Raw genomic sequence first — 22,285 nt, 5'->3', positions numbered from 1 at the left:
TGGGGGGTGGGGGGTGCCGTGGAGTGTCGGCTGCGGGCCGGTGGGGGCTTGTCGTGTCGTTCCCCGCGCCCCTAGAGGGGAGGCCGGTGGGGGCTTGTCGTGTTGTTCCCCGTGCCCCTTGTAAGGGTGGGCGCAGTAAGAAGGCCCCGCTTCCGTTGCCGGATGCGGGGCCTTCTTTTTCTTCTTCTGCGGTCCTGACGGGATTTGAACCCGCGGCCTCCACCTTGACAGGGTGGCGAGCACTCCAAACTGCTCCACAGGACCTTGTTTCGCAGTGCGATCTTGCGTTGCGCTGCGAAACAAGACTGTACAGGAGGGGTGGCCCCCCGAGCGAACTCACGCGGTGTGCGGACGCCGTTACGGCGCGGCCGCGTCGATCGCCTTCACGATGCGCTTGTCGGAGACCGGATACGCCGTGCCCAGCGCGTGCGCGAAGTAACTGACGCGCAGCTCCTCGATCATCCACCGGATGTCCCGGACGGAGGAGGGGACGGGCCGGCCCTGCGGCAACTGCTCCAGCAGCCAGGCGTACTCGTCCTGCATCTCGTGGACCTTCTCCATCCGGCTGGTGTCCCGCTGCGCGTTCGTCGGCATCTGCTGCAGCCGGCGGTCCGCGGCGACCAGATAGCGCATCAGGTCCGGCAGCCGCCGCAGACCCGTCGCCGTGACGAATCCGGGCCGCACGAGGGCGTCCAGCTGCGTCCGTACGTCCGTCAGGTTGGCGAGGAGCACAGGGCTGCGTACGCCCTTCAGACGGCGTTCACAGGCCTGCCAGGCGGCCAGCACCTGTTCGACCTGGCCGACCGTGCGGACCGTCGTGTCGACGATCTCCGCGCGCACCTTCTCGTACAGCTTCCGGTACGACTCCTCGTCCCACGCCGGGCCTCCGAAGTCGCCGATCAGCTTGTCGGCGGCGGCCGTCGCGCAGTCGTCGAACAGGGCCTGGACCGAGCCGTGCGGGTTCGCGGACAGGGCGATCTTCTGCGCGTTCGTGAGTTTGTCCGACGCGAACTTCGCCGGATTCACCGGGATGTTGCGCAGGATGAGCCGGCGCGTGCCCTTCCACATCGCCTGCTGCTGCTCGGCCTCGGTGTCGAAGAGGCGTACGGAGACGGTGTTCGCCGCCGGCCCGTCGTCGACCAGCGCCGGGTACGCCTTCACCGGCTGGCCCGCGCGGCGCGTCTCGAAGAGGCGGGTGAGGGAGCCGATGGTCCAGTCCGTCAGCCCCGTGCGTTCCAGGGACTCCCCGCCCTGTCGCTCGGCCGTCGCCGCCGCGGCCTGTGAGATCGCCTGGCGCGCCTTCGGCCTCAGACGGATCTTCAGGGCCTCCAGGTCCTTGTCCTCGGCCAGCTTGCGGCGCCGCTCGTCGACGATCCGGAAGGTGATCTTCAGGTGGTCGTCGAGCCGGGACCAGTCGAAGTCGTCGGCGGTGAGGGGCACTCCGACCATGCGCTTCAGTTCGCGCGCCATCGTCACGGTCAGGGGCTCCTGCAGGGGCACCGCCCGCTCCAGGAACCGCTGCGCGAAGTTGGGCGCGGGCACGTAGTTGCGGCGGATCGGCTTCGGGAGGGAACGGATCAGCTCGGTGACGACCTGCTCGCGCAGTCCCGGGATCTGCCACTCGAAGCCCTCGTCCGTGACCTGGTTCAGCACCTGCAGCGGCACGTGGACCGTCACACCGTCCGCGTCGGCGCCCGGCTCGAACTGGTACGTGACGGGGAACTTCAGCCGCCCCTGTCGCCACGAGTCCGGATAGTCGTCCTTGGTGACCGCCCCGGCCGTCTCCCGGATGAGCATCGACCGCTCGAAGTCGAGGAGTTCGGGCTCCTCGTGGCGCTTGTGCTTCCACCAGGAGTCGAAGTGCGCGCCCGACACGACGTGTGCGGGCACCCGTTCCTCGTAGAAGTCGAAGAGCGTGTCGTCGTCGACCAGGATGTCCCGGCGCCGAGCCCGGTGCTCCAGCTCCTCGACCTCGGTGAGGAGCCGCCGGTTGTCGGAGAAGAACTTGTGGTGCGTACGCCAGTCGCCCTCGACGAGCGCGTTGCGGATGAAGAGCTCGCGGCTGACCTCGGGGTCGATGCGCCCGTAGTTGACCTTCCGCTGGGCGACGATCGGCACCCCGTACAGCGTGACCTTCTCGTACGCCATCACCGCCGCCTGGTCCTTCTCCCAGTGCGGTTCGCTGTAGGTGCGCTTCAGCAGGTGCTCCGCGAGCGGTTCGATCCACTCGGGCTCGATCCTCGCGTTGACGCGGGCCCACAGCCGGGACGTCTCGACGAGTTCGGCGGACATCACGAAGCGCGGGGGCTTCTTGAAGAGGGCCGAGCCGGGGAAGATCGCGAACTTGGCGTTGCGGGCACCCACGTAGTCGTTCTTCGCGCTGCTCCTGCCGTCCTTCCCGCCGTCCTTTCCGCCCTCCTTCCCGGTCTCCTTCACGTCCTTCATGCCGATGTGGGAGAGCAGGCCGGCCAGGAGGGAGAGGTGGACCTGCCGCTCGGGCACGTCGGCACCCGCCGCGGGCTCCTCCACCTGGAGGCCCATCTGCTTGGCGACGGTCCGCAGCTGCGAGTAGATGTCCTGCCACTCGCGGATCCGCAGGAAGTTCAGGTACTCCTGCTTGCACATGCGACGGAAGGAGGAGGAGCCGCGCTCCTTCTGCTGCTCGCGCACGTACCGCCAGAGGTTGAGGTACGCGAGGAAGTCGGAGGTCTCGTCCTTGAAGCGGGCGTGCTGCTGGTCGGCCTGCGTCTGCTTCTCGGCCGGCCGCTCGCGCGGGTCCTGGATGGAGAGCGCGGCGGCGATCACCATGACCTCGCGGACGCAGCCGTTCCTGTCGGCCTCCAGGACCATCCGGGCCAGGCGGGGGTCGACGGGCAGCTGGGCGAGCTTGCGGCCGGTGTCCGTGAGCCGCTTGCGCGGGTCCTTCTCCGTCGGGTCGAGCGCGTTGAGCTCTTGAAGGAGCTGGACGCCGTCGCGGATGTTGCGGTGGTCCGGCGGGTCGATGAAGGGGAACTTCTCGATCTCGCCGAGCCCGGCCGCGGTCATCTGGAGGATGACGGACGCCAGGTTCGTACGGAGGATCTCGGCGTCGGTGAACTCCGGGCGGGCGAGGAAGTCGTCCTCGGAGTACAGCCGGATGCAGATGCCGTCGCTGGTACGGCCGCAGCGGCCCTTGCGCTGGTTGGCGCTGGCCTGCGAGATCGCCTCGATGGGCAGGCGCTGGACCTTCGTGCGGTGGCTGTATCGGGAGATGCGGGCGTTGCCCGGGTCGATCACGTACTTGATGCCCGGGACGGTGAGGGAGGTCTCGGCGACGTTGGTCGCCAGAACGATCCTGCGCCCGGTGTGTTGCTGGAAGACGCGGTGCTGCTCGGCGTGCGAGAGGCGCGCGTAGAGAGGGAGTACCTCGGTGAATCTGTACTTCTTCTTCTCCAGCGCGTCCGCCGTGTCCCGGATCTCCCGCTCCCCGGAGAGGAAGACGAGGATGTCGCCCTTCCCCTCGCCCTGCAGCTCCTCGACGGCGTCGCAGATCGCGGTGATCTGGTCGCGGTCGGCGTCGTCGCCGTCCTCTTCGAGGAGCGGGCGGTAGCGCACCTCGACGGGGTACGTGCGTCCGCTGACCTCGACGATCGGCGCGTCCCCGAAGTGTCTGGAGAAGCGCTCGGGGTCGATGGTCGCGGAGGTGATGACGACCTTCAGGTCCGGCCGCTTCGGGAGCAGCTGGGCCAGATAGCCGAGCAGGAAGTCGATGTTCAGGGACCGCTCGTGGGCCTCGTCGATGATGATCGTGTCGTACGCGCGCAGCTCGCGGTCCGTCTGGACCTCGGCGAGCAGGATGCCGTCCGTCATCAGCTTGACGAAGGTGGCCTCCGGGCTGACCTGGTCGGTGAAGCGGACCTTCCAGCCGACGGCCTCGCCCAGCGGGGTGTCCAGCTCGTCGGCGACCCTCTCGGCGACGGTACGGGCGGCGATGCGGCGGGGCTGGGTGTGCCCGATCATGCCGCGGACGCCACGGCCCAGCTCAAGACAGATCTTGGGGATCTGGGTCGTCTTGCCGGAGCCGGTCTCGCCCGCGACGATGACGACCTGGTGATCACGGATGGCGTCCGCGATCACGTCCTTCTTCTGGCTGACGGGCAGCTGCTCGGGGTACGAGACGGCGGGCACGCGGCCACGCCGCTCAGCCATACGGACCTCGGCCTTCGCCACCTCCGTCTCGATCTCGGCGGTGACGGCGGCGCGGGCCTCGGGCTTGCGGATCCGGCGCGCGCCTTCGAGCCTGCGCCCGAGCCGGTGCGCGTCGCGCAGTGACAGCTCGGTCAGACGGGAGGCGAGATCGCCGAGGGCGGGGGCAGGATGCGTAGACATACGCGGTCCAGGATCTCACCTCGGGGAAACGTGGGGCGAACGCTTTTGCGTCGGGGGGTCCTCACCGGGTGACCGTCGCGGAGAAATATCCCGTACGCCCCTTTAACGTGAGCGTATGTCCGAGATGCCGCACGGTGCCCATGGCAGACCGCCCACGCGGCGCGAACGCTGGGCCTCCTTCAAGGAGTCCCCTTTCCTTCCCGCGTCGGTGCTGGTGCTGATCCTCGCCGCGGCGGCGGGCCTCTTCGCGGGCTCGTACACGTACTCCATGGCGAACCCGACCCCGCGCCATGTGCCGACCGCGACGGTGGGCTCGTACGAGGAGGGGCGGGGCAGGGCGTTCCTCGCCGGGATGGAGAAGGAGCTCGACGCCTCCTTGAAGATCCACGCGTACGACAGCCGGGCGGCGGCCGTGGAGGCGGTGAACGACCAGAAGGTCTTCGCGATCCTCGACGCGCGGGACGACGGCAGGGCGGTGGTCCTCGACGTCTCCGGGGCGTCCGGGGCGTCCGTCGCGGAACTGCTGGAGCAGGCGGCGCCGGCCGTCGGCAAGGCCACCGGGGTGGCGGTCACCGTCCGGGACATCAAGCCCCTCCAGGAGGGCGACCCGCGCGGCCTCGCCATCTTCTACATCTCCCTGGCGGCCGTGATCATCGGCTTCATCGGGGCGATCCAGCTCAGCGTGCACGCGCGGGGGCTGAACCCGATGGAACGCATCGCGTTCACCGCCGCGTACGCCCTGCTCGGCGGGTTCGTGATCGTGGTGGCGGTCGACTGGATCCTCGGAGCCCTGAATCTGCCGTTCGTGGAGTCCTGGCTGATCCTCGCGCTGACCATGTTCACGTCCGGCATGGTCTTCACGATGTTCAACACCCTGTTCGGGCGCTGGGCGATGCTGCCCACCTGGGGGCTGATGGTCATGCTCGGCAACCCCTCCTCGGGCGGCGCGGTCTCCTGGCCCCTGCTGCCGTCCCCGCTCGGCGTCATCGGCCGCTGGCTCCCGCCCGGCGGCTCGGTCAACGCCCAGCACACGGCGGTGTACTTCGCCGGCCACCAGCACGTCTTCCCGTTCCTGGTCCTGACCGGCTGGGCCCTGCTCTCCTGCGCCGTCTTCTGGACCTGGCGCCACCGCCACCCGGGCGGCCGGCAACCCCACCCGTCCCACGCGGCGGGGGCAACGCCCTGATCGCCACACCGGCGGCGCCCTTCAGGGGCGCGGGGAACCGCGCGCCCAGCCACGACGCACCCGCAGCAGAACGTTCCACCGCAGCCCGCAGCCCGCAGCCCGCAGCCCGCCGGGCACCAGGCACACGGCAAAGGCCCCGTCCAACTGGACGAGGCCTTCGACTTGTGGCTGGGGCCGGGATCGAACCGGCGACCTATCGCTTTTCAGGCGATCGCTCGTACCAACTGAGCTACCCAGCCACGCGATCCGATGAAGAATCGCAGCGGTCCTGACGGGATTTGAACCCGCGGCCTCCACCTTGACAGGGTGGCGAGCACTCCAAACTGCTCCACAGGACCCAGCTTTGTGCGCGAGCGAACTCAGTCTCGCACACGGTGTTGCGTGCCCCCAACGGGATTCGAACCCGTGCTACCGCCTTGAAAGGGCGGCGTCCTAGGCCGCTAGACGATGAGGGCTATCGGCCCACCTGGGCGCTTCGCAGCGCGTCGGGGACGTGAGAAGCATATGGGATGTCGGGAGGGATCGCCAAAACGGTTTACGGGGTGGGGGCGGAAGGGGTGGTGGAGGCGGGCGCGCCGGGTCGGTTCTCCTTGGGGAGGTGCCGGCTGACCTCGGCCGTTGTCAGCCCCAGGCCGCCCAGTTTGATCTCGTCCCAGGCCTGGAGCCGGCGGGTGTCGCGGTCCAGATAGAGGATGGACGTCTCGATCGGCGCGGGATCCTCCCCCTCCAGCGCGCGCAGGCCGCCTCCGCCCGTCGAGCCCTCGACGCGCAGCCGCGTGCCGTACTTCATGACCTCCATCTCCTGGTGGTGGACATGTCCCGCCAGCACCAGCGGCACGTCACCGTCCGTCTCGCGCGCGGCCGTCGGGTTGTGCGCCACCGCGATGTCGACCGGGGTCCCGGCCGCCTTCTGGTCACGGAGGGAGGAGGCGAGGCGGGCACCCGCCAGCACCTCCGACCGGCCGGCGCCGCCCACCCCGGCCGAGCGGTCCGGGGTGAACTGCGGGTCGCCGATCCCCGCGAAGCGCAGGCCCGCGACCGAGACCGCCCGGCCGTCGTCGAGCACATGCACGTTCTTCATGCGCCGCAGATAGTCCTGGGTGACCCGGCCGTCGTGGTTGCCGCGCACCCAGACGTACGGGGCGCCGAGGTCGGCCGCGGGGTCCAGGAAGCCGTTCTCCGCCGCCGTCCCGTGGTCCATCGTGTCGCCGGAGTCGACGACGACATCGATCCTGTACTGCTTCACCAGCGACGCGATGATCTTCCAGCTCGCCGGGTTGAGATGGATGTCGGAGACGTGCAGGACCCGGATCGTGGAGGGGTCCGGCGCGTACGCGGGCAGCGTGGACGTGACGTCGTACAGCTTCGTCACGTTCGTCACCAGGCGGGCCAGTTCCTTCTGGTAGACGTCGAACTCGCTGACGATGCTGCGGGCGTTGCCGACGACCGAGGGCGCCGAGGAGAGCAGGCCCGAGAACTTCGGCTCCAGGACCGACTTGGGGTTCCAGGTGGCGAAGGCCGTCGCCCCGCAGGCGGCCAGCAGCGTCAGCGCGAGGCCGCCCGCCGCGAGGGCGCGGCGCGGGCGGCGGTAGACCGCGAGGCCCACCCCCGTCGCACCGGCGACCACGGCGACACAGGACCGTACGGCCAGGTCGAGCGTGCCGGCGCCGACGTCCTCGGCGACCTCGTCCTGGAGGCCGGAGAGCCGTTCCGGATGGTCGACGAGGGCCTGCGAGCGGACCGGGTCGAGCTGGTCGACGTCCACGTCGAGCCGCAGGGGCGCGGTGTGGCTGCGCAGTTCGAGGGCGCCGAGCGGGGAGACGTTGATCTTCGTGCCGCCCGTGAGGGAGGGGCGCAGGGTCATCGTCGTGTCCATGGGGCCGACCTGCGCCCGGACGTTCCCGACGACCAGCAGGCCGAGCCACGCGCCGAGCAGCACGACGGCGACGAGCCCGAGCGCACGGGTATAGGGGTGCGGCTGGTGGACGAGTTCGACGACGGGGTGGGAACGGCGTGAGCGGTAGTGGCGTACGAGGACGCGGGGAACCTTCCGTACGCGGAGCAGTGCGGCGGCAGCGGGGACGCGGGCCATTGGGCCCGTATGCCCAAGTGGTGGGGCCGGTATGCGGCGCGTCGGCCGCCGTCCGTCACGGGTCCCGTACGCGGCAGCCCTACCGTCCGGGCGTCCGTACCGGACAATGGTCCTGTGCTGGAGATGACGCGCGAGGAGTTCGAGGAACTGGTCGCCGAGGCCCTGGACCGGATTCCGCCGGAGCTGACGCGGTTGATGGACAACGTGGCGGTGTTCGTCGAGGACGAACCGCCCGCCGACGATCCCGAGCTGCTCGGGCTCTACGAGGGGACTCCGCTGACCGATCGCGGTGAGTGGTACGCCGGGGTGCTGCCGGACCGGATCACGATCTACCGGGGGCCCACGCTGCGGATGTGCGGGGCGCGCGAGGAGGTCGTGGCCGAGACCGAGGTGACGGTGGTGCACGAGATCGCCCACCACTTCGGCATCGACGACGCACGCCTGCACGCCCTCGGATACGGCTGACACCCGGCCGCCAGATACGGCTGACGTCCGGCCGGCGGGTACGGCTGATGTCCGGCCGTCGGGCACGGTTGACGTCCGGCCGTCGGGCACGGCTCGGGTCCGGCGGACGCGGCTGACAGCCGGCGCCGAGCGCGCGGGGCGCGTACGGCCGCGTGTCCTCTTGCGGGCGGCGGGAGTTGGGCAGGGGGACTCCTCATACCCATCCCCGTGCTCCCGGCTCCGCCCGGACAGGAGGGGACCCCATCCGGAGGTAGCTGCCCGTGCGCGCCATGTACGTACCCGTCCGTCTGGCCGTCGCGGCCCTGGCAGTCGCCGCCTCCGCGGGCTGCATGAGCGTCGGCGACGACGAGGGGAGCAGCCGGGCCAGGCCCTCCCACTCGGCGGGGGAGCAGGGTGGCGACGAACCCGACGGGGGGTCCGCGGTGAGCCGCGGGGGCTCCGGCCCGCACGGGGCGAGTGACGGAAAACACGCCAGGGCGAAGCCGGGTGGGTCCGCGGCCGGGTCGGCGTCGCCGTCGGCGGGGAAGAGCGGCTCGGCCGCGTCGAAGAAGCCGGTCAAGGGCGACACCGGCGGGAAGAAGCCCAGGCCGGGGATGCCTTCGCCGACGAAGGAGCAGCCCACGCCGACGCGACCGGACCCGGAGCCGACGCCCCCCAAGGAGACCCCGCCGCCGTCCCCGGACCCGACCACCGCCGAGCCGTCGTCCTCGGCGCACCCGGAGCCCGAACCGCAGCTCGTCGAGCGTCGGGAGCCGGCGCCGCAGGCCGGGATCGAGGCCTGAGCGGGGTCCGGCCGAACCCGGCGGCAGGGTCCGGCCGCCCACTGCGTGAGGGTGTCCTGCGCGCCTCTGACCTGGGCATTCGTACCTGGTTTGCCTTGAGAGGCAGAGGGTGCGTATGGTAGTAGATCGTTTGATCCCATCGCCCGGCGCCATCACAGAGCGCCGCGTGGCGCGTACTCTCCCTTGCCGTGGCTGACCGCATTGAGGCGGTCGTTTGCGAAATCACGGAGTTGACGGGCGCGTGCCGAAGAGACTCCGGAAGGTTTCGCATTCGCATGTCCATTTCCAGTACTGATCACATCGTCGTGCCCGAGAACGAGGCGCCCGAGGTGACCGAAGAGGCCGCGGCCCCCGAGCTTTCCGCGGCTCCCCAGACCTCTGAGACCCCCGAGACCCCCGAGGTCACCTTCACCGACCTCGGTCTCCCCGAGGGCGTCGTGCGCAAGCTCTCGCAGAACGGTGTGACCAGCCCCTTCCCGATCCAGGCCGCGACCATCCCGGACGCCCTGGCCGGCAAGGACATCCTCGGCCGCGGCCGTACCGGCTCCGGCAAGACCCTCTCCTTCGGTCTGCCGCTGCTCACGCGGCTCTCCGGCGGCCACACCGAGAAGAAGAAGCCCCGCGGCATCATCCTCACGCCGACGCGTGAGCTCGCGATGCAGGTCGCGGACGCCCTCCAGCCGTACGGCGACGTGCTCGGCCTGAAGATGAAGGTCGTCTGCGGCGGTACGTCGATGGGCAACCAGATCTACGCCCTGGAGCGCGGGGTCGACGTCCTCGTCGCCACCCCGGGCCGCCTGCGCGACATCATCAACCGCGGCGCCTGCTCCCTGGAGAACGTCCAGGTGGCCGTGCTCGACGAGGCCGACCAGATGTCCGACCTGGGCTTCCTGCCCGAGGTCACCGAGCTGCTCGACCAGATCCCCGGCGGCGGCCAGCGCATGCTGTTCTCGGCCACGATGGAGAACGAGATCTCCACGCTGGTCAAGCGCTACCTGACGAACCCGGTGACGCACGAGGTCGACAGCGCCCAGGGCAACGTCACGACCATGTCGCACCACATCCTCATCGTGAAGCCCAAGGACAAGGCGCCGGTCACCGCCGCGATCGCCTCCCGCAAGGGCCGCACGATCATCTTCGTCCGCACCCAGCTGGGCGCCGACCGTATCGCCGAGCAGCTGTGCGACTCCGGCGTGAAGGCCGACGCGCTGCACGGCGGGATGACCCAGGGCGCCCGTACGCGCGTCCTTGAGGACTTCAAGAAGGGTTACGTCAACGCGCTCGTCGCGACCGACGTCGCCGCCCGCGGTATCCACGTCGACGGCATCGACCTGGTCCTGAACGTGGACCCGGCCGGTGACCACAAGGACTACCTGCACCGCTCCGGCCGTACGGCCCGTGCGGGACGCAGTGGCACGGTCGTGTCGCTCTCGCTGCCGCACCAGCGCCGCCAGATCTTCCGTCAGATGGAGGACGCGGGCGTCGACGCCACGCGTCACATCATCCAGGGCGGCGCCGCCTTCGACCCGGAGGTCGCGGAGATCACGGGTGCCCGGTCGATGACCGAGGTCCAGGCCGAGTCCGCGGGCAACGCGGCGCAGCAGGCCGAGCGTGAGGTGTCGCAGCTCACCAAGGAGCTGGAGCGCGCGCAGCGGCGTGCGGTCGAGCTGCGCGAGGAGGCCGACCGCCTGGTCGCCCGCTCCGCGCGTGAGCGTGGCGAGGACCCGGAGGCCGCGCTGGCCGAGGCCGCCGCCGTCGTCGAGGCCGCCGCGGCGGCCGTGGCGCAGGAGCCGGTGGCGCAGACCGCCGAGTCGCGCGACGAGCCGCGTCAGCGTCGTGACGACCGTGGCAACTACGAGCGTCGTGACAACCGTCGCGACGAGCGTCCCTCGGGCGGTTCCGGTGGTTTCCGCCGTGACGACCGCGGTGGCGACCGTGGCGGCTTCCGCCGCGACGACCGTCCCTCGGGCGGCTCCGGTGGCGGCTTCAACCGTGACCGCCGTGACGGCGACCGTCCCTCGGGCGGTTTCAACCGTGACCGTCGTGACGACCGCCCGTCGGGTGGCTTCGGCCGCGACCGCCGTGACGAGCGTCCCTCCGGCGGCTTCCGCCGGGACGACGAGCGTGGCGGCCGTTCCTTCGACCGCCGTGACGACCGTCCCTCGGGCGGCTTCCGCCGGGACGACCGTCGGGACGACCGCGGTGGCGACCGTGGCGGTTTCCGCCGCGACGACCGTCCCTCGGGCTCCTCGGGCGGCTCCGGTGGCGGCTTCAACCGTGACCGCCGCGACGGCGACCGTCCCACCGGCGGCGGCTTCCGCCGTGACGACCGTCCCTCGGGTGGTCATCGGGGCAGCGACCGTCCGTTCAACCGTGACCGGCAGAGCGACCGTCCCACCGGCGGCGGCTTCCGTTCCGGCGGCCACGACCGCCCGTCCGGCCGCCGTGACGACCACCGCGGCGCGGGCTCCGGCTCGGGTTCCGGTTCGGGTACCGGCTCCTCCTTCGGCCGCCGCGACGACAAGCCGCGCTGGAAGCGCAACGGCTGACGGCACGTGCCGTCACCTGACGGCAGCTGATGTCGTAGCAGCAACGCAGTAGGCGAAGGGCCCGGACGACCTCGGTCGTCCGGGCCCTTCGGCGTTCCCGCAGGTCGGGGGCCCGGGTCGGGGCCGGGCTGCGTCGATGCCGTACCGGGGCCGTGTTTCGGCCAGATCAACCGCACTGTGGCGCATGTCATACCCCCGGCGAGGGAATTGCTGGGGGCATGACAGAAGACGCCAGAGTGAGTGGGCTGTCGGACGAAGAGCGGCTGGCCCAGCTCGGTTACACGCAGGTTCTCGCCCGCCGCATGTCGGCGTTCTCCAACTACGCGGTCTCCTTCACGATCATCTCGGTCCTGTCGGGCTGCCTGACGCTCTACCTGTTCGGCATGAACACCGGCGGCCCGGCGGTGATCACCTGGGGCTGGGTGGCGGTGGGTCTGATGACCCTGTTCGTCGGGCTCGCGATGGCCGAGATCTGTTCGGCGTACCCGACCTCCGCGGGCCTGTACTTCTGGGCCCACCGCCTCGCCCCGCCGCGTACGGCGGCGGCCTGGGCGTGGTTCACGGGCTGGTTCAACGTGCTGGGCCAGGTCGCGGTGACCGCCGGCATCGACTTCGGGGCAGCCTCGTTCCTGGGCGCGTACCTGAACCTCCAGTTCGATTTCGAGGTCACCCCCGGCCGCACGATCCTGCTCTTCGCCGCGATTCTGATCCTGCACGGCCTGCTGAACACCTTCGGCGTACGGATCGTCGGCCTGCTCAACAGCGTCAGCGTGTGGTGGCACGTCCTGGGCGTCGCGGTCATCGTCGGCGCGCTGACCTTCGCGCCGGACCACCACCAGTCCGCGTCCTTCGTCTTCACGGAGTTCGTGAACAACACGGGCTGGGGCAGCAGTTTCTACGTGGTGCTGCTCGGCCTGCTGATGGCGCAGTACACCTTCACCGGGTACGACGCCTCGGCGCACATGACGGAGGAGACGCACGACGCGTCCACGGCCGGGCCCAAGGGCATCGTCCAGTCCATCTGGACCTCGTGGATCGCGGGCTTCGTCCTCCTCCTCGGCTTCACCTTCGCGATCCAGTCGTACGACGGCGCCCTCACGTCGCCGACGGGCGTACCGCCGGCCCAGATCCTCCTGGACGCGCTCGGCGCGACGGCGGGCAAGCTCCTGCTCCTCGTCGTCATCGGCGCACAGCTCTTCTGCGGCATGGCGTCGGTGACGGCCAACTCCCGCATGATCTACGCCTTCTCGCGCGACGGGGCACTGCCGTACTCGAACCTCTGGCACACGGTGAACCCGCGTACGCGTACGCCCGTCGCGGCGGTGTGGCTCGCGGCGCTGAGCGCGCTGGTCCTCGGCCTGCCGTACCTGATCAACGTGACCGCGTACGCGGCGGTGACGTCGATCGCGGTGATCGGCCTCTACATCGCGTACGTCATCCCGACGCTGCTGCGGCTGCGGAAGGGCGAGGCGTTCGAACGGGGGCCGTGGCATCTGGGCCGCTGGTCGCGCCCGATAGGCATCGTGGCGGTCGCCTGGGTGGGCGTGATCACGGTCCTGTTCATGCTCCCCCAGGTCTCCCCGGTCACCTGGGAGACCTTCAACTACGCCCCGCTCGCCGTCCTGGCGGTCCTCGGCTTCGCGGCGGCGTGGTGGTTCGCCTCGGCCCGCCGCTGGTTCCTCAACCCGACCCACGAGCGCACCCGCGCCCGAGAGGCGGCCCGAGCGGGCACCCCGGAGCCACTGGATCCGTGACGTCCGGCCTGCTCCGGAACCGATCGATCCGTGACGTCCCGCCCCGCCCTGGACCCGGTTGCTCCGTGACCTTCCGACCGGCCCCGGAGCCGGTTCCCCGTGACCTTCCGACCCGCCGTGGAGCCCGTTGATCCGTGACCTTCCGACCCTCCGGCGCGGCCGGGACACCGATACCCGATCGGAGTCCCGGCCGCGTCCGGCTATGCTCGTTCCTGCGTCGACCATGGTCGGTGCGTGCGTTGGCGTTGCCCGGCGCACGGACCCTTAGCTCAATTGGCAGAGCAGTGGACTTTTAATCCATTGGTTGTGGGTTCGAGTCCCACAGGGTCTACGGACAAGGCCCAGGTCAGAGGGAATCTGACCTGGGCCTTCGGTGTGTTCTGGTGGGTCGGAGATCGTCAGCTCGCCCGCTGCTGGCTCAAAGTGCCGGTGATCACCGCGCTGTGACTCCTTGCGGAGGGCGGCCGTAACAGCTGGCACGACCGACTCGTGGCCGGGAGATCCTCGACCCTCACGGACCCACCACCACCGGTGGATACGTCTCCAACTCGCGCCGGACCCAGCCCATGCCGACTCAGGACGCCGACTCCGTCGCTCGGTTCATGGAAGCCGCTCCGATGCTGGGCACGGACATCCAGACCACGCTGATAGCCCTGGCCGTCGGGCGGCATGAGAAGGCCGTACCCGGTATCTCAGCTGGCCAACGCGCACCCCGACAGAACGATCCCACCCAGGGCGACTCCAGCGTGCAACAGCGCCCACAGGAAATAGAGGCGAACCTTGAAGAGCCTCGGGTACTTGGGCAAATGCGTCGCGAAGGCGCGGGGCCAAGCCGCCTGGACATTCAGCTGAGGGTGCAAGGCGGTCAGTTGGTCCCGCAACTGCCGAGCCACAGTGTTGTGATATTCGAAGCGTTCCCGGAACTTGAGGCACACCAGGACGCCGTACAGACCCAACAGAGTCATCGGCACCGAGATCACCAAGGTCGACATGCGTATGCCTCTTTGCGACACGAGACCCAGGCCTGCGGCTACAACCAGAATGACGATGTTGGAAAGCGTCGCTCGTTGGTTCTCCGACTGAACTGCTGCCTGACGTTGATCCCGCCAGATCTCCAGAAGAACATCGCTGTCGTCAGCCATGCGCCCACCCCCTCCTGGTGGCCTACCCCCACGCCGGCCCAGGCATCGCTGACGCACACGACCATGAGGCCTACGCTCCCCGGGGCTTCGTCGTGTAACCGTCCGCCGTCCGGATCTGAGGATGGTGGGGCCGCCCACGGAACACGGGCCGCTCCCGGGCAGCGGACACCCCACCGGAGCCGCGGCAACCGGACCCTGCCCCAGAAGCCACACAGGTCCGCACGGCGGTGGTGACAAGCTCCCGCTCTGTCGCCACCCTGGACGCATGCCATACGTGGGACCTGCCACCGTCACCTCGAACGGCCAGACCTACGAGGTGCAAGCCGACCTCCGCGTCACCGAGAACCGCCGCCACTGGAGCGGCCGGATCACAGCCGCCACGCCTGCCATCTGCCAAGAAATCCAACAGGACGAGCGACCGCACCTCCGGCTTCCCGACGGTCGCGAGGACACCTTCACCTTCATGGAGCAGACAATGGGCATGGTGACTGTGACGATCTTCGGGAGCGGACCGCCGCCCTCTTTGGAGTGAGGTGCTGTGCTGTTCGTGGTCACCAGCCCGCCGGCCTCCCGGCAAGTCCAGCTCCATCGACGCGCACGCCAAGCCGACTGACGTGGTCATCGACCTCGGGTCCTCGTCCGCGCCACGCGGGATGTACGAGGCCTGGCAGCCGCAGCAGCCCTCGACGGCCGGCCGCTGTGAGAACACCAGCATGCTCCTCGGCCGTAGACGCTGGCGAATGGCGGGCACGAGCAGCGCCGGGTCGCTGAACCACAGCGTCCCGTACACGGAGTACACGGCGTCGTACGTGGCTGTCGTCCCGCCCAGGAACTCGACGGCCTCCGCTTGGCGCAGAGCCAGCCCCGGCATCCTTGCCCAGCGCTCATGGGCGGCCCGCAGTTCGGCTGCCGAGACGTCGACGCCTGTCGCATGCACGCCCAGTGACGTCAGGTGTGCCGCGTTGCCGCCCTTCCCGCAACCCAGATCGAGGACGCGCGCGCGAGCCGCAAGGTCCAGCAGTTCCGGGCCCGGCCCGTGGTCCTCGTACTGGGACTGGGCCCAGTTGAACCACGTCGACCCACCACGGGAGTTGACCGCCCGGCGCGGGGGTCGCTGCGCGGAATAGGGGTCCCACGCGATGCTGCTGTCCGGCATTCGCTCTCGAAGCGGCCCCGCTCCCCTTCGGGAGTACGGGGGCCCGCAGCCGCAGCCCTCAAGCGCTCGGTTTGCTCCCGTCGCCGGGCGGCCGTTCCGCGACGAAGGATCCCTTGCCGCGCACGGTGACGATGAGCCCACGCTCGCGCAACTCCTGAGCGGCCCGCCGGGCGGTGAGCCGGGCCACGCCGTACTCGTCGGCGAGGTGGTTCTCCGAGGGGATGGGCCTGTCCGGTGCCAGTTCGCCGGACGCGATCTTCTCGGAGATGACGTCAGCCAGCTGCGCGTAGAGCGGCCTCGCGCTCATCGGATCCAGGACAGCCTTCGGCTCTTCCGTATCGCTCATATGTCCAACGTAGAGCAGCAGGGATACCCGCGAACGTGTGGATCCCTCTCTACTTGTATGTAGAGGGCTGCATCCTGATATAGCGTCGAAGACGTAGAGACCCCGGCGAGGTGGCAAGACCTCCCGGGGCATGGCCAACGCTATGCAAGGAGCGTCAACATGCTCGACCTTATCCGCCGCACCCTCCATTGGATGCGGCTTCTTTTCTGTCCGGGTACGGGCAGGCGGCGGCGCACTCGACACCGCGCCCGCCTCTGCCTTCACATCACCGCCGTACGGCACCCCGTGCACCCTCGCCTCGCCGACCGTGACCCGGAAGCGACACTCCAGCAGCGCCGTCGGCTCGCCCTCGTGCTCGCCGCCGATCTGGGGATCGACCTCGACTCGCATCTGGTCGGGGCGCGGGAGGTGGCCGCCTGATGGAGCGCCCCCTCGACACCGCACCCCGTCTGCTGCCCTGGCAGTCGCTCGACGGGAAGCCCTGTTATCTGGTCACGGACGACGGTGGCGGCGGGCAGCTGGCCCGGCTCGCCGACGACCTGGAGAGCGTCCTGCTCGCCACGGGCGCCGACGTGCTCGACCTCGCCCGCCCGTTGCTGGACGACCCGGCGTCACCGCCCGCGGAGCCGCGCTTCGCCGGCCTCCGGCTCGCCGAGTGCCTGACCGACGCCCTGTGCGTCGCCGAGTTCCGGGGCCTGCGCCTTCCCGTACGGGGCATCGAGGTCGGCGGGACCCCGTAAGCGCCCTGCGCCCCGCCCAGGTCATGCCCGGGCGGGGCGCGGGGAATGAGGCTCGAACAGCTCACCCTCAGTCCGCGACCACGGCTATCGTCGTCAGGACATCGTCGTTCAAGGAGCAGATATCAGTGACGACACAGCCCGACCACGGGCGTGAGTTGATCCCGCGCCCCGAACGAACCCCTGGCTGCGTCCGAGTCGCTCTGGCCCGTATCGCTCCATACCGACTGAGTGAGATGGAACGCCACAAGGAAGAGGCTCTGGCAGCTGCCATCCAGGACGGCGAGATCGGCCATCTCCAGCACTGGCTCACCCACTGGCAGGCCCAGGTCGAGATCGAACGGCGCCCCGATCTGGCTGCCCGTTATCACGCCGCGCTCGCCGTGGTGCACGGCACGAGCGGCCGTGAAGACCCGACATTCCGCCCTGCCATGAACGAACTGCGCGCAGTCGAAGCCGAGGCCCAGCAGGCGGTGTCCGCGTGACCTGGATGCGGGAGTACGACCCGAGCGAGGAGCACGTCATCGGAGGGGCGCCCCCGGCTTTCGTGGCAGAGGTCGAGAAGAGGGCTGACGAACTTGTCAGTGCCGCCTCCGCGTTCTGCCTCGCAGGCACCGGATACCGAGAGCAGGATCCGAAGGGAGGCGTCGCCCACGTTCCAGGCGGCTTCCTCAATTACCAGGTCATCCCCCGGCACGAGTGCGTCTACGTGCTACAGGTGACCTACCTCTGAGCGCTCGCTGCTGCAACGCCAACTTCACGTGATCACCAGCAACGCCCCCCACATCACCACCGCCAGGCCCGGCAGCGCGTACGCGATCAGGGCGATCGAGCGGCCCCGGCCCCGTCCCTGGCCGCGCGTGGACCAGCTCGACCAGGTCGCCGCGTACTCCGGCAGACGTTCCACCGCTCGGCGCTGTACGTGCTGGTAGTACAGGCGGTGCCGGTGGCCCACGTACAGCCAGGTGAGGGCCAGTACGAGGCCGAAAGCGGCCAGGACGCGTGCCGCCACGAGGTGTTGCTCCGAGGTGAGGAGCGTCGTGTACGCCACGGCGAAGAGCGACTGGCCCACCAGGAAGAGGTTGCCCCGCTGGAACAGCATCGTGTTCTCGTGCAGCGTGTGCTGCCAGAGCCGGCCGTCCTCCGCTATGCGCTGCGCCTGGGCCCGGGCCTGTGCCTGGGTGCCGGTGTCGGTGTCACTGTCGTCCCCCATGTCCACCGTTCTGCCCCGCCGTCGCGCGGAGCCACCGCTTCCGCAGGGGGCGGCAGCGGTGTCAGCCCGCCGTGAGCTTCGCCAGCGGGAGCGTGTGCTGGGTCTGGAGGACCTTCGCCCGCAGGTACAGCACGTTGTGGGCCGTCGTGAACACGCCCGTCGGGACGCGGTGCTGCACGTCGATGCCGAGCGCCCGGAGCTGTTCCGCCTTGTCCGGGTTGTTGGACAGCAGGTCCAGCTCCGCGATGCCGAGCGACGTCAGCATCTGGGCCGCCGCCGTGTAGTCGCGGGCGTCCTCGGGCAGGCCCAGGGCCGTGTTGGCGGCGTACGTGTCGAGGCCCTCGTCCTGGAGGGCGTAGGCGTCGAGCTTGTTGTACAGGCCTATGCCGCGGCCTTCCTGGCGAAGGTAGAGGAGGACACCGCCGCGCTCGGCGATCTGCTCGACGGCCTCGCGCAGCTGCGGCCCGCAGTCGCAGCGCGACGAGCCGAAGGCGTCGCCCGTCAGGCACTCGGAGTGCAGGCGGACCAGGGGCGTGGCGCCGGCGGGGTCGCCGAGGATCATCGCCACGTGTTCCTGTCCGTCGGTCAGGCCGTGGAAGGTGACCAGTTCGGTGTCGACGCTGTAGCCGTCGTGGAAGCGCAGGGGCACCCGGACGCGCGAGCGCTGGGTGGCGGCAGGGTAGTCGGGCATGCGGGTACTCCGGTCCACGTCTCTCATCTGCTTCAGATTTGAAGCAGATCCTCGAATCGAGACACTAGCCCATGCTTTAAAGTTAAAGCAATGGGCCTCTTGCGGGCTATGCGCACGGGCCCGGCGAGCGGCGGCGCCACGGGACGTCGTCCGGGGCCGCCTGGGGATCGTCGCCCTCCAGGCCCCGCGCGACACTCGCGCAGATCTCCTCCAACTGCCCCACCTGCTCCGGAGTGAGGCGGTCGAAGAGAGCCGCGCGGACCGTCGCCACATGGCCGGGAGCCGTACGCTCCAGCAACGTCGTCCCCTCGGCGGTCAGGACCGCGGTACTGCCGCGCCTGTCGCTGGGGCAGCCCTCACGGCGTACCGCCCCGTCCTTCTCCAGGCGGGTCACCGCGTACGTCAGCCGGCTGCGGGTGATCTTCGTCCGCTCGGCGAGATCGGTCATGCGCAGGCGGCGGTCCGGCGCCTCGGCGAGGTTGGCCAGGATGGAGTAGTAGACATGCGGCATGCCGGCCTCCTGCTGGAGCTGCCGGTCGATCGTGTCCTCCAGGAGGAGGGAGGCGGCGATGTATGCGCGCCAGGCGCGCTGCTCCTCGGGGGTGAGCCAGCGGGTCGTCATGCCGCCAGTGTAAGTTTGCTTCAAACTTGAACCAAGCCGAGCCGAAGGCAAGCCCCCAGGGTGAAGCCGAAGCGCGGGCTCAGGCCCCGCCCCGCGAAAGAGAGCGCGTCCATGCCCCACCCCTACGTCCTGTTGTCCGCCGCCGTCTCCCTCGACGGCCGCCTGGACGACACCGGCCCCGAACGGCTGCTGCTCTCCGGCCCCGCCGACTTCGACCGGGTCGACGAGGTGCGGGCCGACTCCGACGCCATCCTGGTCGGCGCGGGCACCCTGCGCGCCGACAACCCCCGGCTCCTCGTCAACTCCGCCGAACGGCGCGCCGCCCGTGTCGCCGCGGGCCGGCCCGCGTACCCGCTGAAGGTCACCGTCAGCGGGACCGGCGACCTGGACCCCACTGCCAACTTCTGGTCCACCGGCGGCGAGAAGGTCGTCTACACGACGGACGAGGGTGCCGTGACTGCCGAGCAGGCCCTGCGCGGCCTGGGCGTCGACGTCGTCTCCGTGGGGCCCCACCTGGACTGGCGGGCCGTGCTCACCCACCTCCACGACGTCCGCGGCGTACGCCGGCTCATGGTCGAGGGCGGCGGCCGGGTCCACACCCAGCTCCTCCAGCAGGGCCTCGCCGACGAACTGCAACTCGCCCTCGCGCCTCTCGTGGTGGGGCAGCCGCACGCACCGAAGCTGTTCGGGGACGGCGAATACCCCGGCGGACCCCGCAACCGGCTGCGGCTGGTCGAGACCAGGCCCGTCGGAGACGTGGTGCTCATGCGGTACGTGCCCACCGCGCCCGGCACCGGGCCCGTACCCTTCGCCGCCGACCACCGGTGGCTGCGGCTGGCCTGCGAACTGGCCGCCGACTGTCCGCCCTCGGAGACCGCCTTCAGTGTCGGCGCCGTTGTCGTCGCGGCCGACGGCACGGAGCTGGCCCGCGGGTACTCCCGCGAGTCCGACCCCGTCTCGCACGCCGAGGAGGCCGCGCTCGCCAAGATCGAGCCGGGCGACCCCCGCCTCCCGGCTGCCACGGTCTACAGCAGCCTGGAGCCCTGCGCCCGCCGCGCCTCGCGGCCCGCGCCCTGTGCCCGGCTGATCCTCGACGCGGGCGTGCGCCGGGTCGTCACCGCGTGGCGCGAGCCCGACACGTTCGTCGCCGCCGCGGACGGGAACGGTCTGCTCGCCGCGGCGGGCGCCGATGTCCTCGTACTCCCGGAGTACGAGAGCGCGGCGAAGGAGCCCAACCGGCACCTGAACCGAGGCTGACATCTACCCGTGTGCGTCAGGTCCCGCGAATGGCGTACAGTGGTCTCAACGACGCGGGGTGGAGCAGCTCGGTAGCTCGCTGGGCTCATAACCCAGAGGTCGCAGGTTCAAATCCTGTCCCCGCTACTGAAGGCCCGAGGCCGGAATCCAATGGATTCCGGCCTCGGGTGTTTCCGGGGCGCAACAGGTCCTCGTGAGGGCACAACAGGTCCTCGTGCTCACCCGCCCGGCCCCCGTCCGCTCGCCCCTCCCCGCCGGTCCCGGAACTCTGGACGGAGCGAGTGGTCGAGGGCAGGAGACATGTGGACGGGCGTCGAGCGGTCGAGCAGCGGGCGCCGGGCTCCCTCGGCCGGCCGCCGGACAAGCGGACCGGCCTGTACCCCCGTACCCGCGCGGTCATCCGCGTACTGCCGGCCCTGCTGATCGTCGCGGGTGTCCTGTACGACCTCCTCACCCCGCAGTACTTCACCGCCGCCCCCTTCCTCTCGGCCGCCTCGCTCGTCGCCGCGCCTCTGCTGTCGCTCGGCGCCACCGTGTGGACGGGCGTCGCGGGGACGGCGGCCATGGTCCTCGTCACCCTGCGGTTCGCCGTCGACGAGAGCGGGATCACCGAGATCGCCACCGTGGCCGTCGTGGCCTGCCTCGCCGTCGTCATCAACCGGCTCGTGAGCCTGGGCAACGCCCGCCTGGCCTCCGCCCACCAGATCGCCGAGGCCGCCCAGCGGGCCGTCCTGCCCGAACCGGCCGCGCGGACCGGGGGCCTCGACCTCGCGGTCCGGTACGTGGCGGCGCAGACCGACGCGCTCATCGGCGGCGACCTCTACGCCGTGCAGGACACCCCGTACGGCGTACGGCTCGTCGTGGGCGACGTGCGGGGAAAAGGCATGGGCGCGGTCGCCGCCGTGGCCGTCGTCATCGGTGCTTTCCGGGAGGCCGCCGAGCAGGAGAGCACCCTGGAGGCGGTCGCCCAGCGGCTGGAGCGGTCGCTGATGCGCGAGGGCGTGCGGCGCGACAGCGTCGAGGTCTTCGAGGGCTTCATCACCGCCGTGCTCGCCGAGATCCCGCACGGCGCCCAGCGCGTACGACTCGTCAACCGCGGCCATCCCGGACCGCTTCTGCTGCGCGGCGACGGAACCGTACACACGCTCGCCGCGGCGGAACCCGCGCTGCCGCTCGGCATGGGCGACCTGGGCGCCTGGCCCGACCGGGCGCAGGAGGAGGAGCTGCCGTGCGGGGCCATGCTGCTCTTCCACACGGACGGGCTGTCCGAGGCCCGGGACGAGCGGGGCGTGTTCTTCGACCCGGTGGCACGGCTGTCCGGACGGCGGTTCGCCGGGCCCGACGCGCTGCTCGCCGAGCTGGTGGACGACGTGGCCCGGTACACCGGGGGCGGCGGTACGGACGACATGGCGCTGCTCGCCGTCCGGCGGCCGTGAGGGCGGTGAGGGTTGTGCGGCTGTAGCGGTCCTGATGGCCGTGACGGCCGTGTTGACCGTGATGGCTGTGGGGGTGTCCGGGCGCCTCTCCGGACCTATATCACCTGCAGTAGTCGAACGACGCCCCTGCGCATAACAACTGACGCACCATCAACAAAAGCGGTACCTGTGAATGACGATCAACTCGCCCGATTTACCCCGCTCGCAGTGTTTAAGTCCAGGCCGGGAGCCGTAACGATCATCAGGAACAGCTTGGAATCCGGTGCCTGCGTCTATTAACGTTCGATAACGCAGCGCGGTGTCCCAGCCGTCACAAGAGACGGCTCCGTGCGCACGCGCCGAATCCCGCAAGGGAACCGGGGAACCACCTACATGGGGTGAATCGCGTGTCTTTCGTGGTGGTGAACACCGCGGTTGACGCGCGTAGGAGACCTTCCTGCTCCGAACCCGTCAGCTAACCCGGTAGGCGAGAAGGAAGGAAAGGAGCGC

General features: G+C 70.1%; 19 protein-coding genes, 6 tRNA genes, 1 pseudogene and 1 riboswitch. Of the genes and pseudogenes, 14 read left to right on the top strand and 12 right to left on the bottom strand.

Features of this window, described 5'->3' with window-relative positions; genetic code table 11:
- Positions 1-189 precede the first annotated feature (189 nt).
- Together ACH4DZ_RS12870 and hrpA are read right to left on the bottom strand one after the other, a co-directional pair.
- A tRNA-Asp gene (locus ACH4DZ_RS12870) sits at positions 190-264 on the bottom strand.
- 93 nt (positions 265-357) lie between these two features.
- A complete protein-coding gene (hrpA, locus tag ACH4DZ_RS12865) occupies positions 358-4,368 on the bottom strand; it encodes an ATP-dependent RNA helicase HrpA (RefSeq protein WP_398287123.1) in 4,011 nt (1,336 codons plus the stop codon).
- A gap of 124 nt (positions 4,369-4,492) precedes the next feature.
- Between hrpA and ACH4DZ_RS12860 the strand changes: the two genes are divergently transcribed.
- A complete protein-coding gene (locus ACH4DZ_RS12860) occupies positions 4,493-5,554 on the top strand; it encodes an ABC transporter permease (RefSeq protein WP_398287731.1) in 1,062 nt (353 codons plus the stop codon).
- A gap of 165 nt (positions 5,555-5,719) precedes the next feature.
- Here the strand turns inward: ACH4DZ_RS12860 and ACH4DZ_RS12855 are convergent.
- The 4 genes from ACH4DZ_RS12855 to ACH4DZ_RS12840 form a co-directional block, all read right to left on the bottom strand.
- Positions 5,720-5,793 (bottom strand) — tRNA-Phe (locus ACH4DZ_RS12855).
- Between the two features lie 24 nt (positions 5,794-5,817).
- Positions 5,818-5,892: transfer RNA gene (locus tag ACH4DZ_RS12850), tRNA-Asp, on the bottom strand.
- Positions 5,893-5,936: 44 nt separating this feature from the next.
- Positions 5,937-6,009: transfer RNA gene (locus tag ACH4DZ_RS12845), tRNA-Glu, on the bottom strand.
- An 80-nt stretch (positions 6,010-6,089) separates the two neighbouring features.
- On the bottom strand, positions 6,090-7,646 hold the full coding sequence (locus tag ACH4DZ_RS12840; protein ID WP_398287122.1) for a metallophosphoesterase: 1,557 nt from the start codon (positions 7,644-7,646) through the stop codon (positions 6,090-6,092).
- A 114-nt stretch (positions 7,647-7,760) separates the two neighbouring features.
- Here ACH4DZ_RS12840 and ACH4DZ_RS12835 point away from each other — a divergent pair, with 114 nt between their 5' ends.
- The 5 genes from ACH4DZ_RS12835 to ACH4DZ_RS12815 all read left to right on the top strand — a co-directional run bounded on the left by ACH4DZ_RS12835 (position 7,761) and on the right by ACH4DZ_RS12815 (position 13,527).
- The gene (locus ACH4DZ_RS12835) at positions 7,761-8,111 is read left to right on the top strand and encodes a metallopeptidase family protein (protein ID WP_398287121.1); all 351 of its coding nucleotides are present in this window, start codon (positions 7,761-7,763) and stop codon (positions 8,109-8,111) included.
- Positions 8,112-8,380: 269 nt separating this feature from the next.
- Positions 8,381-8,893 carry a hypothetical protein gene (locus ACH4DZ_RS12830; protein WP_398287730.1) on the top strand — a complete coding sequence of 171 codons (513 nt, stop codon included), beginning with the start codon at positions 8,381-8,383 and terminating at the stop codon, positions 8,891-8,893.
- Positions 8,894-9,168: 275 nt separating this feature from the next.
- Positions 9,169-11,442, top strand: coding sequence for a DEAD/DEAH box helicase (locus ACH4DZ_RS12825; protein ID WP_398287120.1), 2,274 nt, complete (start codon positions 9,169-9,171; stop codon positions 11,440-11,442).
- Positions 11,443-11,660: 218 nt separating this feature from the next.
- Positions 11,661-13,196 (top strand): amino acid permease, encoded by a 1,536-nt coding sequence (locus tag ACH4DZ_RS12820; RefSeq protein ID WP_398287119.1) that lies wholly within the window; start codon positions 11,661-11,663, stop codon positions 13,194-13,196.
- Between the two features lie 258 nt (positions 13,197-13,454).
- A tRNA-Lys gene (locus tag ACH4DZ_RS12815) sits at positions 13,455-13,527 on the top strand.
- 361 nt (positions 13,528-13,888) lie between these two features.
- Here the strand turns inward: ACH4DZ_RS12815 and ACH4DZ_RS12810 are convergent.
- Positions 13,889-14,338: a hypothetical protein gene (locus tag ACH4DZ_RS12810; protein WP_398287118.1), complete on the bottom strand. Its 450-nt coding sequence runs from the start codon at positions 14,336-14,338 to the stop codon at positions 13,889-13,891.
- Between the two features lie 265 nt (positions 14,339-14,603).
- On the opposite strand from ACH4DZ_RS12810, the gene ACH4DZ_RS12805 reads away from it, so the two are divergent.
- Positions 14,604-14,870 (top strand): DUF4873 domain-containing protein, encoded by a 267-nt coding sequence (locus ACH4DZ_RS12805; protein ID WP_398287117.1) that lies wholly within the window; start codon positions 14,604-14,606, stop codon positions 14,868-14,870.
- A 177-nt stretch (positions 14,871-15,047) separates the two neighbouring features.
- Here the strand turns inward: ACH4DZ_RS12805 and ACH4DZ_RS12800 are convergent.
- A pseudogene (locus ACH4DZ_RS12800) lies at positions 15,048-15,494 on the bottom strand (class I SAM-dependent methyltransferase); the annotation flags it as partial.
- A gap of 58 nt (positions 15,495-15,552) precedes the next feature.
- Entirely contained in the window at positions 15,553-15,840 is a 288-nt protein-coding gene (locus ACH4DZ_RS12795; RefSeq protein ID WP_398287115.1) for a GntR family transcriptional regulator, read from the bottom strand.
- 159 nt (positions 15,841-15,999) lie between these two features.
- On the opposite strand from ACH4DZ_RS12795, the gene ACH4DZ_RS12790 reads away from it, so the two are divergent.
- The 4 genes from ACH4DZ_RS12790 to ACH4DZ_RS12775 all read left to right on the top strand — a co-directional run bounded on the left by ACH4DZ_RS12790 (position 16,000) and on the right by ACH4DZ_RS12775 (position 17,310).
- Entirely contained in the window at positions 16,000-16,260 is a 261-nt protein-coding gene (locus tag ACH4DZ_RS12790) for a hypothetical protein (protein ID WP_398287114.1), read from the top strand.
- Entirely contained in the window at positions 16,260-16,580 is a 321-nt protein-coding gene (locus tag ACH4DZ_RS12785; RefSeq protein WP_398287113.1) for a hypothetical protein, read from the top strand. Before ACH4DZ_RS12790 ends, ACH4DZ_RS12785 begins: the two co-directional genes overlap by 1 nt.
- Before the next feature lie 233 nt (positions 16,581-16,813).
- On the top strand, positions 16,814-17,062 hold the full coding sequence (locus tag ACH4DZ_RS12780) for a hypothetical protein (RefSeq protein ID WP_398287112.1): 249 nt from the start codon (positions 16,814-16,816) through the stop codon (positions 17,060-17,062).
- Between the two features lie 5 nt (positions 17,063-17,067).
- The gene (locus ACH4DZ_RS12775; RefSeq protein ID WP_398287729.1) at positions 17,068-17,310 is read left to right on the top strand and encodes a hypothetical protein; all 243 of its coding nucleotides are present in this window, start codon (positions 17,068-17,070) and stop codon (positions 17,308-17,310) included.
- A 24-nt stretch (positions 17,311-17,334) separates the two neighbouring features.
- On the opposite strand, the gene ACH4DZ_RS12770 is transcribed toward ACH4DZ_RS12775, so the two are convergent.
- The 3 genes from ACH4DZ_RS12770 to ACH4DZ_RS12760 form a co-directional block, all read right to left on the bottom strand.
- On the bottom strand, positions 17,335-17,790 hold the full coding sequence (locus tag ACH4DZ_RS12770) for a hypothetical protein (RefSeq protein WP_398287111.1): 456 nt from the start codon (positions 17,788-17,790) through the stop codon (positions 17,335-17,337).
- Positions 17,791-17,851: 61 nt separating this feature from the next.
- On the bottom strand, positions 17,852-18,481 hold the full coding sequence (gene ribA, locus ACH4DZ_RS12765) for a GTP cyclohydrolase II (protein WP_398287110.1): 630 nt from the start codon (positions 18,479-18,481) through the stop codon (positions 17,852-17,854).
- Positions 18,482-18,587: 106 nt separating this feature from the next.
- On the bottom strand, positions 18,588-19,103 hold the full coding sequence (locus tag ACH4DZ_RS12760; protein ID WP_398287109.1) for a MarR family winged helix-turn-helix transcriptional regulator: 516 nt from the start codon (positions 19,101-19,103) through the stop codon (positions 18,588-18,590).
- Positions 19,104-19,214: 111 nt separating this feature from the next.
- On the opposite strand from ACH4DZ_RS12760, the gene ACH4DZ_RS12755 reads away from it, so the two are divergent.
- From ACH4DZ_RS12755 to ACH4DZ_RS12745, 3 genes are all read left to right on the top strand, one after another.
- Positions 19,215-20,360: a dihydrofolate reductase family protein gene (locus tag ACH4DZ_RS12755; protein ID WP_398287108.1), complete on the top strand. Its 1,146-nt coding sequence runs from the start codon at positions 19,215-19,217 to the stop codon at positions 20,358-20,360.
- 52 nt (positions 20,361-20,412) lie between these two features.
- Positions 20,413-20,486: transfer RNA gene (locus ACH4DZ_RS12750), tRNA-Met, on the top strand.
- 176 nt (positions 20,487-20,662) lie between these two features.
- The gene (locus ACH4DZ_RS12745; RefSeq protein WP_398287107.1) at positions 20,663-21,796 is read left to right on the top strand and encodes a PP2C family protein-serine/threonine phosphatase; all 1,134 of its coding nucleotides are present in this window, start codon (positions 20,663-20,665) and stop codon (positions 21,794-21,796) included.
- Positions 21,797-22,122: 326 nt separating this feature from the next.
- Positions 22,123-22,280: riboswitch (cyclic di-AMP (ydaO/yuaA leader) on the top strand.
- The last annotated feature ends 5 nt before the right edge of the window (positions 22,281-22,285 follow it).

Source organism: Streptomyces sp. NPDC017991 (assembly GCF_044328075.1).
Classification (GTDB): Bacteria; Actinomycetota; Actinomycetes; order Streptomycetales; family Streptomycetaceae; genus Streptomyces.
Note: the sequence above shows the minus strand (reverse complement) of the source record. Positions and strands in the feature narration are given on the sequence as shown.